General features: G+C 46.8%; 21 protein-coding genes. 19 read left to right on the top strand and 2 right to left on the bottom strand.

The window, feature by feature from the left end; all coding sequences use genetic code 11:
* The first annotated feature begins 7 nt into the window (after nt 1-7).
* The 4 genes from DX060_RS00205 (at nt 8) to DX060_RS00190 (ending at nt 4,256) form a co-directional block, all read left to right on the top strand.
* Entirely contained in the window at nt 8-631 is a 624-nt protein-coding gene (locus DX060_RS00205; RefSeq protein ID WP_115010616.1) for a hypothetical protein, read from the top strand.
* 9 nt (nt 632-640) lie between these two features.
* Nucleotides 641-2,626 carry a hypothetical protein gene (locus DX060_RS00200; RefSeq protein WP_115010615.1) on the top strand — a complete coding sequence of 662 codons (1,986 nt, stop codon included), beginning with the start codon at nt 641-643 and terminating at the stop codon, nt 2,624-2,626.
* 157 nt (nt 2,627-2,783) lie between these two features.
* Nucleotides 2,784-3,125 (top strand): hypothetical protein, encoded by a 342-nt coding sequence (locus DX060_RS10750; protein WP_147278731.1) that lies wholly within the window; start codon nt 2,784-2,786, stop codon nt 3,123-3,125.
* Nucleotides 3,126-3,311: 186 nt separating this feature from the next.
* Nucleotides 3,312-4,256, top strand: coding sequence for a reverse transcriptase domain-containing protein (locus tag DX060_RS00190; RefSeq protein WP_147278730.1), 945 nt, complete (start codon nt 3,312-3,314; stop codon nt 4,254-4,256).
* Here the strand turns inward: DX060_RS00190 and DX060_RS00185 are convergent.
* Nucleotides 4,248-4,571, bottom strand: coding sequence for a hypothetical protein (locus DX060_RS00185; RefSeq protein ID WP_115010612.1), 324 nt, complete (start codon nt 4,569-4,571; stop codon nt 4,248-4,250). The genes DX060_RS00190 and DX060_RS00185 overlap by 9 nt on opposite strands.
* 98 nt (nt 4,572-4,669) lie before the next feature.
* On the opposite strand from DX060_RS00185, the gene DX060_RS00180 reads away from it, so the two are divergent.
* From DX060_RS00180 to DX060_RS00135, 11 genes are all read left to right on the top strand, one after another.
* On the top strand, nt 4,670-5,065 hold the full coding sequence (locus DX060_RS00180) for a DUF1353 domain-containing protein (RefSeq protein ID WP_115010611.1): 396 nt from the start codon (nt 4,670-4,672) through the stop codon (nt 5,063-5,065).
* Nucleotides 5,062-5,331: a hypothetical protein gene (locus DX060_RS10745; RefSeq protein WP_147278729.1), complete on the top strand. Its 270-nt coding sequence runs from the start codon at nt 5,062-5,064 to the stop codon at nt 5,329-5,331. The genes DX060_RS00180 and DX060_RS10745 overlap by 4 nt, the downstream gene beginning before the upstream one ends.
* A gap of 25 nt (nt 5,332-5,356) precedes the next feature.
* Nucleotides 5,357-5,554 carry a hypothetical protein gene (locus tag DX060_RS00175; RefSeq protein ID WP_115010610.1) on the top strand — a complete coding sequence of 66 codons (198 nt, stop codon included), beginning with the start codon at nt 5,357-5,359 and terminating at the stop codon, nt 5,552-5,554.
* A gap of 1 nt (nt 5,555) precedes the next feature.
* The gene (locus DX060_RS00170) at nt 5,556-6,137 is read left to right on the top strand and encodes a hypothetical protein (RefSeq protein ID WP_115010609.1); all 582 of its coding nucleotides are present in this window, start codon (nt 5,556-5,558) and stop codon (nt 6,135-6,137) included.
* Nucleotides 6,138-6,418: 281 nt separating this feature from the next.
* Complete coding sequence (locus tag DX060_RS00165; protein WP_115010608.1) at nt 6,419-6,949, top strand: DUF5675 family protein; 531 nt, start codon at nt 6,419-6,421, stop codon at nt 6,947-6,949.
* 97 nt (nt 6,950-7,046) lie between these two features.
* Nucleotides 7,047-7,301 carry a hypothetical protein gene (locus DX060_RS00160; protein WP_115010607.1) on the top strand — a complete coding sequence of 85 codons (255 nt, stop codon included), beginning with the start codon at nt 7,047-7,049 and terminating at the stop codon, nt 7,299-7,301.
* A gap of 25 nt (nt 7,302-7,326) precedes the next feature.
* Nucleotides 7,327-7,605 carry a hypothetical protein gene (locus tag DX060_RS00155; protein WP_115010606.1) on the top strand — a complete coding sequence of 93 codons (279 nt, stop codon included), beginning with the start codon at nt 7,327-7,329 and terminating at the stop codon, nt 7,603-7,605.
* Nucleotides 7,602-7,856: a hypothetical protein gene (locus DX060_RS00150; RefSeq protein WP_115010605.1), complete on the top strand. Its 255-nt coding sequence runs from the start codon at nt 7,602-7,604 to the stop codon at nt 7,854-7,856. Before DX060_RS00155 ends, DX060_RS00150 begins: the two co-directional genes overlap by 4 nt.
* Entirely contained in the window at nt 7,853-8,158 is a 306-nt protein-coding gene (locus DX060_RS00145) for a hypothetical protein (RefSeq protein WP_115010604.1), read from the top strand. The genes DX060_RS00150 and DX060_RS00145 overlap by 4 nt, the downstream gene beginning before the upstream one ends.
* Complete coding sequence (locus DX060_RS00140; RefSeq protein ID WP_115010603.1) at nt 8,146-8,511, top strand: phage holin family protein; 366 nt, start codon at nt 8,146-8,148, stop codon at nt 8,509-8,511. The genes DX060_RS00145 and DX060_RS00140 overlap by 13 nt, the downstream gene beginning before the upstream one ends.
* Nucleotides 8,498-8,902, top strand: a complete 405-nt coding sequence (locus DX060_RS00135) for a hypothetical protein (protein ID WP_115010602.1) — start codon at nt 8,498-8,500, stop codon at nt 8,900-8,902. The genes DX060_RS00140 and DX060_RS00135 overlap by 14 nt, the downstream gene beginning before the upstream one ends.
* A gap of 122 nt (nt 8,903-9,024) precedes the next feature.
* Here the strand turns inward: DX060_RS00135 and DX060_RS11005 are convergent, their stop codons facing one another.
* Nucleotides 9,025-9,192, bottom strand: coding sequence for a hypothetical protein (locus DX060_RS11005; protein WP_181814107.1), 168 nt, complete (start codon nt 9,190-9,192; stop codon nt 9,025-9,027).
* Between the two features lie 36 nt (nt 9,193-9,228).
* On the opposite strand from DX060_RS11005, the gene DX060_RS00130 reads away from it, so the two are divergent.
* From DX060_RS00130 to DX060_RS00120, 4 genes are all read left to right on the top strand, one after another.
* Complete coding sequence (locus tag DX060_RS00130) at nt 9,229-9,540, top strand: hypothetical protein (RefSeq protein WP_115010601.1); 312 nt, start codon at nt 9,229-9,231, stop codon at nt 9,538-9,540.
* A 194-nt stretch (nt 9,541-9,734) separates the two neighbouring features.
* Nucleotides 9,735-9,941, top strand: coding sequence for a hypothetical protein (locus DX060_RS00125; RefSeq protein ID WP_115010600.1), 207 nt, complete (start codon nt 9,735-9,737; stop codon nt 9,939-9,941).
* 615 nt (nt 9,942-10,556) lie between these two features.
* Complete coding sequence (locus DX060_RS11000) at nt 10,557-10,718, top strand: hypothetical protein (protein WP_181814106.1); 162 nt, start codon at nt 10,557-10,559, stop codon at nt 10,716-10,718.
* A gap of 709 nt (nt 10,719-11,427) precedes the next feature.
* A complete protein-coding gene (locus tag DX060_RS00120) occupies nt 11,428-11,895 on the top strand; it encodes a hypothetical protein (protein ID WP_115010599.1) in 468 nt (155 codons plus the stop codon).
* The last annotated feature ends 20 nt before the right edge of the window (nt 11,896-11,915 follow it).

Genomic DNA, 11,915 nt, shown 5'->3' with positions numbered 1-11,915 from the left:
GCCACAAATGGTATTTTTACAGACAAGCAATCAGCCTTTAGCCTTTAAAGATAGTGCGAGTGGGAGGGTGAATGTATTCTTAGGAATGCAAGAAGCCCCCAAAACAAGCCAAGAAGCCAAAGCCCCGCCAAGCTACCGCTACGCAAGCGCGCTTTATATCAATCAAGCTGCAACTGATAGCGCGATATTGCAGGCTATGTTTCACACAGCGACTCTAACGCCGCTAGATCTCCCCACGCTTAAGGCGATCAAGCTAGCACAGATCAACGCAAGCTACCAAGAAGCCCTAGATCTTATCACGCAAGCCACGCCACAAGCCGAGATACAAAGCTGGCCTACCCAAGAGAGTGAGGCAAAGGCGTATCAAAATAATCAAGAAGCACAGACCCCCTACATCGATAGCCTTGCCAAAGCAAGGGGCGTGGAAAAGGCAGAGCTAGTAGCAAAGATCCTAGAAAAAGCCCAAATCTTTAGCACACTTTCTGCCACGCTCACAGGATCGCGCCAGAAGTGCGAGGACGCCATAACTAAAGCGCAAAGCTCACAAGAGCTAGAAGCGATCATTTTTAGCCCAAAAGTCGAGCAAGAATCCGCCCAAGATGATATGCAAACTTATGAAGAGCAAGCCTAAGGAGAGTCAATGAAAAATCAAATCCAAGAATCCACACAAGGAGAGCAAATGAGAGAGCTACGCCCACGAGAAGAAATGCTAGAGAGTCAAGTAGATAGCGAGCTAAATAGTGATGAAGAGCCAACACACAGCGTGCCAAAGCACCCAGATGAAGAGACCACCCAAGATACTGCAAGCCCAAGCGAGCAAGAATCCACGCCAGAAAGCGCGACAAATATCGCCCACCGCCAAGCCACACTCGATAAGCTAAAAGAGCTAGCCCAAGCGGCTAAAAATGCAGAAGCTTTGGGCTATATCATAAAGAGCTTTTATGAGCTAAACACCGATAGGCTAGAGAGAGTGCAAGACACGAGAGCTAGCTTGCTAAAAAAGGCTAAAGAGCTGCAAGGATCAGCCCAAGAAGCAAGGGATATTTATATCCTAACCAAATACACCCAAACCCTAGGGGAGAATCCACCTAGCGTGCCTAGCATAGCATTTAGCCACAAAGAGCTGCTAAAAAACGCAAGCGGCGAGCTAGAGATAAGCCCAAGCCATAGCGACACGCACGGAAGCAACCTTACCTATGAGCTACTGCTCACAAATCTAGCTGCCACAAAAACGCAAAACCTAGAAGCCGGGAGCTACGCCCTCACAGCGACAAATGCAAGCAGTGATACAAGTGCTAGCATAAAGGCACGCGCGATAAGCCCTACAGGTGCCGTGAGTGAGTGGAGTAAGCCCATAAGCGTGAAGGTAAAAGCTAGCGTGTTTGCAGGATTTATCGAAAATATCGATACGAATAAATCCTGCCGTATAAACACCGGCACCGCTGAAGATAACCTCTGGCTAGATAAAGTGCAAGATCGCTTAAATGAAAAGTCAAACGATGATCCTGTGACCAAATTTTTTGATCGCGCGGATATGCCCCACTCACATATCAAACGCTACGCTTTGAAAAATGACGGCACGCTAGAGTCTATCCCACAAGATGCCGACCTATCCCACCAAGCTATGCAAAAGTATAAAGATAGCGCGCTTTGGCAGTGTGTCAGCAAGATCCCAGAGCATCACATAATCGACATAGAGTTTGCCTACAATAGTCAAGAATATCTGCTAAAGCTTTGCAGTCTAAGTCCCTTTAGCTTTGATCTAAACGCCTATGGCTATCAAGGCTACACAAATTTAAGCGGAAGGGGGGCGGATAAAAATGGCGTGATCTCTAGCGTGAAGGTGGAGGGCTTTTATCTAGGGAGCTGGGAGAGCGTAAGCCTAGGGGGTATGCAAGGAAGCTTCTTTCTAAGTAGTAATCCAAAGCCTACCACAGAGATTGACCGCCCTAGCTTTAGGACTCAAACGCAGCAATTCAACAAAGATATGAAGATCCAAAACCACCACGAGCGAGAAGCCCTAGCATTTTTGTATAGTATAGAGAGAGGCTATCTAGGAAGCACGGCAGATAGCAAAAGCACAGAGCAGAGCAAGTGGGCGATCTATAGCTGGAATACAAGCGCGAACAACACAAGCTATCTCTATGAAGCTATAAGCTTTGCCACGGGGGATAAGACGATGAGTATCCCTGTAAGCGGGAGTGATAAAAGGGCAAAGATGTTTATCTATCGCGGTATCTGCAATCCTGCTGGGAATGTCTGGGAGTTTGTCGATGGGATATATCTCAATAATAAACTAGTCTATCTAGCTACTCACGAGCAAGCTTATAGCGATGAGACTTCTAGCAATGGCTACACAAATACCGGACATATTGTCAATATCACTTCAGGCTCTCAAGTGAAGCGCACCCACGCGGGCACGATGATCCCCAAAGCCACAGAGGGAGGCACTAGCACAAATGGCACTACTGATGGGAGCTGGATCGCAGATGGGCTACGGCTTTGTCTCATCGGCGGCAGCCTGTACAACTCCGCGCACGCCGGCTTGTTTGCTTGGGATGGCGCCGGGCTGGGGGTTCGCGGCTGGCACTTCGGCTCCCGCCCTTGTTTCAAAAAGACTACCTAAAAGCCGCGCGATCTTTATAAAAGATCGCGCCCACGAGAGTTTGGAAATCTAAAAAAGCAGCTAAAGTATTTGGGGAGCGACGCTTGAGAGAGAAGCCCGCGCTAGGACCCGGCTGCTAGGGGGAAGCGGCAGCCTGAACAACTCCGCGCACGCCGGCTTGTTTGCTTGGAATGGTAACAACGAGCTGGGGGATCGCAACTGGAACATCGGCTCCCACCCTATTTCTAGCTCGGCGTTGGCTTTTGGACTAGAATCGTGGATCGCTTCGGCTCGCTTGTGCGATAGGCGATCCAGCCTTATCTCCGCGCTCGCCTTGCAAAGCCACGATTCTAGCCTCAAAATCCTTCCGCTTTGTGCTTGGTGTAGAATCCAGCAGCGTTATAGAATCCACTTTTTTATTGTCATCGCGAGCCGACTTGTCGGCGTGGCGATCCATAAAGCAAAAAAGTGGATTCTAACACCCCCTAGTAGCCCAAGCGATAAATGCGGATCCGCCTAGATCCAACGCTTGAACAAAGGAAAGCCCCAAATAATAACTAGTAGCGTAAGCGAAAATTATGGGGAGAATAGAAACAAAGGATCTACCATAAAAACACATAAACACCTTTATGAAAAGATCATAAGCTTAGAAAATATCCAGCTAGCGATCACCAAAGCAAGCCGCGGCAAGCTAAAAAGAGCTAGCGTGCAAAGAGTGCTAAAAGATCGAGAGCTTTATGCCAAAAAGGTGCAAGATAAGCTTATGGGCAAAGATCTTAAGCTACTAGAATCCACCACGAAGAAAACTCGCCTAGAAAATGGCAAGGCGCGCGAGCTAGCGATCTCCCCCTTTTATCCTAATCAAATAATCCACCACGCCCTAGCAAATATCATAGAGCCTTTGCTGCTAAAGACTCTTAGCACGCAGACTTGCGCGTGTATCAAGGGGCGGGGGGTGGATTATGGACTAAAGCGCGTGAAGAGATATGCCAAGGTGTATAGATACTATCTCAAATGCGATATAGCCAAATTCTACGCGCATATCAATCTAGCAATTTTACAAAAGCAAATCGCTAGGAACATATCGTGTGCTAGGACACTTACGCTTATCGCTAAAGTGCTAGGGGCAAATCAAAAGGGGCTAGATCTAGGGAGCTATCTAAGTGCTCTTTTTGGCAATGTATATCTAAGGGACATTGATAGGGCGCATACAAAGGGCGTAAAGCTGGTGCGATATGCTGATGATATAGTGCTGTTTAGCGATAGTAAGAGGGATCTATGGAGAAGCTTTGGGAATATTAAAAGAGCCTTGCAAGATCTAGGACTACAAGCCCATAAAGTGTGCCTAAGACCTATGCGTAGCGGGCTAGACTTTTTGGGGGTGGTGAGCTTTGAAAGCTTTGCTCGCGTGAGAAAAGCCACGGCAAAGCGCATAAAAGATCTAGCAAGACTAAAGCGCGTAGGGGCAAAAGAGTTTGCAAGGATCTTTAGCTACTATGGATATGTAAAACGGGCAAGCTGCTTTAATCTCTTTAGCAAAATCTTGCGCGTGATAAAGCATAAGATCAAAGCCTACTGCAAGAAAGCGCACATAGCCTACCCACTCAAAGGGCTATGCTTCTATCGTAGGGAGCCTAGACTTTTAGCCTAGGATAAACTTCATCGCCCCGATCAATATCGCAATCGTGCCAGCCTGCAAGCCAAAGACCCATTTTAAAATATCCACTTTAGCGCGTGCGATCTCTTGACGCACTTCTGCGATCTCCGCACGCACAAAATCCCTAGTCGCTAGCTCGCTACGGATCTCATCGATCGCGCGAGCCTTTAGCTCCTGCACATTTAAAAAATCGCTACTTGCCTTATGGCTCACCACTTCATCAAAGATACTTATAACTTTATCGCTTTTATCGGGGAATGCCTCTCGCACTAGGGCTTTAAAGCTCTCATTTAATGTCATTGTAGTCATCTAGGCTCCTTGATTTTTAGGATTGTAGCATTTATCGCTAAATACTTGCCCCTTTTTTATATAAGCGATTTTACGCATACTTGGCAAAAAGGAGCAAAATGGAATCACAAGAGCTAGCGAGATTTACCGAGCCTATTGAAGTGCGATTTAGCAATGATGGCAAGAGCCTGACACTACTGCAAGGCTTCTACTACTATCGCAAGGGCAGTAGCGCAGATGATCAAAGCGCGATAAAAGTGCCAAGGGGCTTTCACACAGATGGATTTAGCAACTTTGGGGCAGACTTTGTGCTACCGCGCTTTGGCAAGGGACTAAAATGCGCAGTGCTACACGACTATCTATGTGTAGAGTTTCACGCTGGCAGAGTCTCTAGGGTTTTTGCGGATAAGGTATTTCTAGAAGCGATGATAGAGACAAGGGCGTTTAGCAGGATAAAAGCATATATGATCTATGCGAGCGTGCGGATTTACGCAATTTGCAAAGGCTACAAGTGAGAAGGATTCTGTCTTTTGCGCGCTTTTGGTGGATTCTGCGCGGTGGGCTTGCTCATTTACGCCGAGTAAAATCCCTTCGCCCACCGCTTGAAAACCCCCAAAATCATCGCAAAATCCTAGAATCCTTTTTTCACAAACGCCTTTTTTGTCATCGCGAGCTTTGCGACAGCAAAGCGTGGCGATCCATTAAAACGCAAAAGTGGATTCTAGGTTTAAGCTATGGATCGCCACGCCGACAAGTCGGCTCGCGAGTGAGAGAAAAATGACAACAACACCATAAAGGAGCAAAAAATGAACCAAAAACAACAAATCGGCAAAGTCTTAAGCGGCGGATCTACCACAGGCGCAAAGCTAGCAGATAAAGTCAAAGAAATGCTAGGAATGCAAGATGACTATGAAGCTCGCGTGCAAAAACGCGCACAAGCAAACAAACGCGCAGAAAAAGCTAAGAGCACACTAAGCTTCACACTCCCTACCGAGAGAGAATAAAATGCAAACCATACTTCTACAACTCCGCTCCCGCCTTCGAGACACAGACTACGAGCGACTAAGCTTCAGTGATACAGAGCTAGGCGATGTGATCTTACAAGCCCAAAGCAAGATCATCTATGAGCTTTGCACAAATATAGGGCATTTTAGGCAAGAGCTAGGGGAGAGAGATAGCACACTAGAGCTAGAAGCCCCCGTGCTAGAGATAATCCACGCGAAGTTTAACGGCAAGGCGTGCGATCTAAAAAGCTACACCCAAGCCCTAAAGCACCCGCCAAGCTCCCCCACGCTTATAGCCTTAAGCCCTAGGGCTTACACGATCGCCCCCTTTACTAGCGGCGTGCTAGAGATCTGGGCAAACACCGACACAAATGAAAGGGAAGTGATCCTAGACCCGCTCTATCACAGGGCTTTGGTGCTGGGGGCTTTGGTGATCGTGCTTGAGATAGAGACCAATGCTAGCAACCTTGATCGCGTGGGCTTCTACACAAAGCTGTATGAAAAAGAGTGCGATAAGCTAAGGGCTATCACAAATGCTAGCCGTGAAAAAAGAGCGTTTATCACGCCATTTATCAAAGCATAGCCCAAATATCGCCTAGCTTTACCCCTTTTTAAAAAAGCGGATTCTAGGAATAATCGCGTTTTAATGGATCGCCACGCTTTGCTGTCGCAAAGCTCGCGATGACAAAAAAGAGAAACGCAAGAAATCGCGTTTTCTAACCACACACGCAAGCGGCAGTATTTTGCGATGATTTTGCTAGCTTTCAAGGCGCGGGCGCAGGGATTTTACTCGGCGTAAATGAGCAAGCCCGCGCCGTAGAATCTAGCAAAAGCGCGCAAAAGACAACGCGAGAAAGGATAGAAATGCTAACAATCACCCTACAACGCAAGAAAGAATACGCTAGCGTGCAAAAACCACCAAACGCTAAAACAGGGCGAGTGTATAAAACAGAGCCTAGCACAATCGGCGAGCTTACAATCACCGATGAGAGTGGTGCTAATATCTTTGCTTGCGTTACTTGCGAGAACGGCGGAGAATCTACCGATACACCAAACCAAGATAAGCGCATAGTGGCAAGAGAGTATTACCTAGAATGGACAGACTCTAGCACAAATGGTGCTACTGCAAAAGCATATCCAAAATGGAAAGCAAAGAATGGTAGAAATGTAGCTGTGTGGTTAAAGACAAAAGAGTTGCCAAGCTTTGCTTCTAGGCGTGTGCTTATTCATAGCGGGAATTCGCCTCACGATACCCTCGCGTGTATTCTTGTCAATTATGTAGATAATGGCAATGGAACTTGTAGTGATAGCACTAGATGTGTAAATGATTTGTTCTTGCTATTTGAGAAACACGGCATTGAAAACTTTAGACTAGTGGTTAAAGAGATTCAATGAGCAAACCACTAAAGACTACCAACAAGCGCATTATAAAAATGCTAGAAAAAATGCGCGAGCGACAAGCACAGAGTAAAGACAAGGCAAAGGCTAAAAAATGAAACATTTACAAGACTTAGGGCTAGTGGTAGTTACTTTTATAACCTTTTTTCTTATAGGCTTTTTTATCCACACGCTAGCGACTTACAAGCATTGCGATAAAGAGTTTAACTGCTCTGCCGCACGCAAGGATAAAGGCGAAGTAGTCCTAAGCCCTTGCGACTTTAAAGTGTGCAATGTAATGCCCAGCGATGAAGTGCTAAACAGTCATAGCAAAGCATACGAGCCACCAAAGCCACAAGGGTTAAGGTAATCCAAACCAACACAAAGGAGACACAATGAAAAGACTACTACAAAAATGGCTAGGAATCGACAAGGATTTAGAGCTAGAAAGATATGTAAGCACGCAAGCGCAACTAGCGCAATTAGCAAGATGGCTAGGCGATACCACTGGAACACTAAAGCTAATCACTAGCACCCAAGAGAAGCTAACAGAAGCGACTGAAGCATTAGCTAATAAGACAAAGCTAAACGCCGATGAAATCGCTGGGCTAAAAGAAGCCCTAGAGTATATCACTAAGGATTTAGTGGAGATTAAAAAGGCTAGCAAGAAATGAGAATACTTGCTAAGGTATGGGGCTTTGTAGTAGGGCTAGCAATGCTGCTAGTCGTGCTTATCAATGTAATCGCGTGTGCGGATATAACAAAGCGTGAAGCCGTGTATATCCCCACAAAGTGCAAGACTAAGGATATACCAAAGCCTATGCCTAGCAAGGAATCTAGTGTCAGTGAAGATGTCGCAGAGATACTGAAATACACCGAGCTACTAGAGAGAGATTTAGAATTTTGCAAAGGAGATGGGCAATGAGCTTGCAAGGGTATTTACTACTAGTATTTGTGCTGGCATTTGTGGTAAGTGTAGGGGTGTTTATACGCTACCTTTATAAAGAGCAAGGTGCAAGAGAGAGTGCAAGAAAAAGGCTAAGGTCATATAAGTTTCTTTTCCGCTGGTGGCTCATAGGGCGATACTACTGCGAGAGTGAGACTACTAGGGATAAAAAGCTTATAAAGCTGTATAAAACACTGCATAAAATCTTTTGGGGAGCAGTGAGCATAGGGCTGTGCCTTGTAGTAGCAGAGATAGTGGAGATGATACAATGGATTATTTAGTAGAGTTGTTCCCAAATTTGCCAGCATACCTAGAGCTTGTGCCTGTGTTTATCATAGGGCTATGCAGTGGATTGGTGGCATTTTTCAGCGATAAGACAGAGCAGCCCACGAAGTTTTATGCGTTTAAATCAATTATAACAAGTGCGTTTATCACAATCGTGATGTATGGGATACTTAGTGCTACGGATATACCCTACCTTGCCAAAGTAGCAATTGCTTGTGCGGTAGGCTTCTTTGGCGTGGATAGGGCGATAGAGATAGTGCAAAAGGTAATCGCTCTCAAAGGTGCAAGAACCACTGATGAAGTGGATAGCAAATATACCAAAAAGGATAAACACAATGGACAAGGCTAAGGCAGAATTCACACAAGACTTAGATAAGCGCGGAGGCTTAAGCTTAGGGTATAAGATATTCCGCGCGGTGTTTATACTACTACTTGTAGTAAGCGTGGCAAAGAATGTAGAACTTTGGCTGAAGTATGAACGACTGCAAGAGAGCTACATAGACTCCCTTGCCCGCTACACAAACTGGGATAGAGACTATATCCTAGAAGTGATGAAAAATAGTATGTCAAGCGTGAAAAAGGATATGAGAGGGGGGACAGGCAAGATAGAGATTACCCCCTACAAAGAGCGAAGTCTAAACAAAGAGTATGAGAACATAAACAAAGAGATAGAAGAAGATATAAAAAAGAAGCTTGATAAGATAGAGAGCTTAGGACTAAGTAGCAAGGGGGATGAGTAGGAGCTACAAAGGATTCTGTCTTTGCGCGATAAACCTTTGATTGCTGCGGCTCGCTTGTGCGATAGGCGACCAGCCTTATCTCCGCGCTCGCCTTGCAAAGCAAAGGTTTCTCATCGCAAATCCTAGAATCCTGCGCCGTGTTTAGTTTGGGGCGTTTCTCGTTTTTCTGTCATCGCGAGCGGTGCTTGCACCGCGTGGCGATCCATAAAGACACACCAGCCTCCTGTCATCGCGAGCCGCGATAGCGGCGCGGCGATCCACAAATCAAGCCCCACACCCACAAACACCAAAAGCGGATTCTAACCCCAAAGCTTAAAGTCGTGTCGATGATTCTACCCCCCCCCCCCACAGAGTCAAATCCTAGAATCCGCGCCACATTTTACACTTTGCCTAGCGATCCACACCGCCGCGGCGCATTACTCACACGCCCACATTTTACACCACATTTTACGCCACACGCCAAAGCCACACCCCCCCACACAAGAGAGCAAGGCGAGCGAGCTTGCTTGGGAGAAAGGATAGAAGCCTTTAGTATTTTAAAGGGGGCGATTTTGGTGGTAAATTGCGCGGCGTTGCGTGAAAATTGGACCGAGTGCAAAATGCAAAAATGCAAATCGCTAGGGCGGATTTATCTTTAGGGCGTGGTGGTGCGGGCGGATTCTAGGGTGTGCAAAGTGCGTGGGCAAGGGCGCGGGAGAGCTTTGGCGCGAGCTTTGGTAAGGACTTTAGTAAGGGGGATTGCAAGATTTGCAAAAAGTTTGCAAAAATGGCGCGATTTTGCGCTACAATTTGCGCCGATCGTTAGGTCGTGTTATTTGAAAGCTGTGCCAGATTGTGCCAAAGTGTGCCAAAACTAAGCTACACACGCGAGCATATCACCCCAAAAGCCAGCCCCCAACCCCCCAAAATCGCCCCTTTAATCAAACCCCCTAGAATCCACTTTTTAGGGGGAAATGAGATTTTAGGGGGTGGATTTGGGGGAGAGGTTGGGAGAGTGGGGCGAGTGTATCAAGGCGTGCGAAGCCCCCTTGATACGTAAGATAAACGCGTAAAGTCTCAAAGGATTTTAGGAATTTCTGCGAGATTTGGGGGGGGTCAAAGCCCCAGCCACCTGTGCCAACTCTGTGCCAAAGATGTCAAAACTAGTGCAAAAAGGCTAAACAAGGCAAACCACAAGCCCAAAACGCGTGAAAGCCCTGCAAACTACAAAAAAGCGTAAAAGTGTGGGCAGAGTGGGTAAAAGCTAAGTGCAAAGGCTAAAAAGCGCAAGTCTAGCTACCTCTAAGCAAGTGCTACTCTACACTGCCAAAACTACCAAAAAACGAGAAGCGCGATGACAAAAAGTGGATTCTAGCAGAGACTATGGATCACCACGCCGACAAGTCGACTCGCGATGACAGAGAGATGGGGGCAAGGCTGGCGAGTGAGAGAGAATAACCCTTTGTGAAAAGTGGATTCTAGTATGGATCGCCAAAGAAGCTACGCCACGCGGTGCAAAGTCAAAAGCTAACAAAAGCTTAAAGCAAAGCTACAAAAGCCAACAAGCTAGCACCAAACACCACTAAAGCTACAACCATAAGACAAGCCTAGCGATGTCAAACACGCTCGCGTGTGGGTTGCAGATAAGGTGAAACCTAAGTCAAGGCGTGTAGGTGTGAGCTTAAAAGCGGATTCTAGCTTTAAGGCTATGGATCGCCACGCCTTGCAGGGTAAGGCTCGCGATGACGGAGAGAGGGGTAAGGCTCGCGATGACGGCTGGGCTTGCTTTTTAAGGGGTAGTAAAGCACGCCAAACAAAGCACCGCGCTGGATTCTAGGATCTACAAGCAAACGCCACTAAATTAAAAACGCACGCAGGATTCTAGCACCAAAAGAAAGCACCCACCCACGCAAAAAAGGATTCTAGCGTGAGAGTGGATCGCCACGCGGTGCAAGCACCGCTCGCGATGACGGAAAAAAAGAAGCGCGTTAAATCTAAGCACCGCGCTGGATTCTAGCCAAGCCAAGCACGCAGGCGGAAGGATTTGCCGATGATTTTCTAAAGAAACTTCGTTTTGGGGGTTTTCTAAAGAAACATCGGCTTGCGCCGAGCGGTGTCCCTTGTTTTCAAGGCGTGGGCGCAGGGATTTTACTAGGCGTAAATGAGCAAGCCCACCGCGCTGGATTCTAGTTGCAAGTAACGCTCAAAATCTAAACGAGCAAGCAAAGGATTCTAGCCCAAAGTGTGGATCGCCACGCAATCGCTACCGCGCTTGCTCGCGATGACAGCTGGGCTTTGCTTCAAACAAGATTCTAAGCATTACTAAAGAAACCTGCTGCGGCTTCGCCTTGCACCGCTTCGCTGGTTTTGCGGTGGGGCTGGGCTTGTTTTTTAAGGATTTTGGGGCAGAGCTAGACTAATGGTCTGCGGTTGTCCCAAAATCCTTAAAATCACGCGCATTGCTCGCCCAAGACTGAATCTCTTGCACTATTGACTCGCAGCTCTCAAATAACACGACCTACGACACCAACTTCAAAGGAGATTGTATGTGTAATTTAGAACGACTAGGTTTGAAAGTGAAAACCCTAGAGCAGCATTTAAACGATGATTTTCAAGTGGAAATCATAGATCAAAATGGCGATGTCTTTGTAACACTAGATAGCACGCAAGAAGCCAAAGCCTACTTAAAAGAGCTAGAGTCTATGCCAAAGGCTTGGGCGCAGCTTGATCAGCTAGGGTTTAAAAAGCTAAAAGTGCGGCTAAAACTTGATGATGTGCTTAGCGTGTGTGTGGCGTATCTGTGGCTTGATCGGAGTGGGATAGTGCGGATCGATGAAGAGTGGTGGGAGGGGCGATCGCAGGTAGAAAACTACATACCTAGCGACTGGGGTTGGCTTATAAGCTCTTATCTGCGTGATTTTGTGCGATCGCTTAAAAACTTAGATAGAGCGTGGAGAAGGGAAAGGGCGGTGATGTGTGGGGGGGATATGCCCTACTATCTAGGAGGTGTGTAATGTGGGTGTGGGATTCAGCT

Origin of the sequence: Helicobacter canis, assembly GCF_900451095.1 — a bacterium.
In the GTDB taxonomy this organism is placed as follows: Bacteria; Campylobacterota; Campylobacteria; order Campylobacterales; family Helicobacteraceae; genus Helicobacter_B; species Helicobacter_B zhangjianzhongii.
This window is presented reverse-complemented; position numbering and strand designations above follow the sequence as displayed.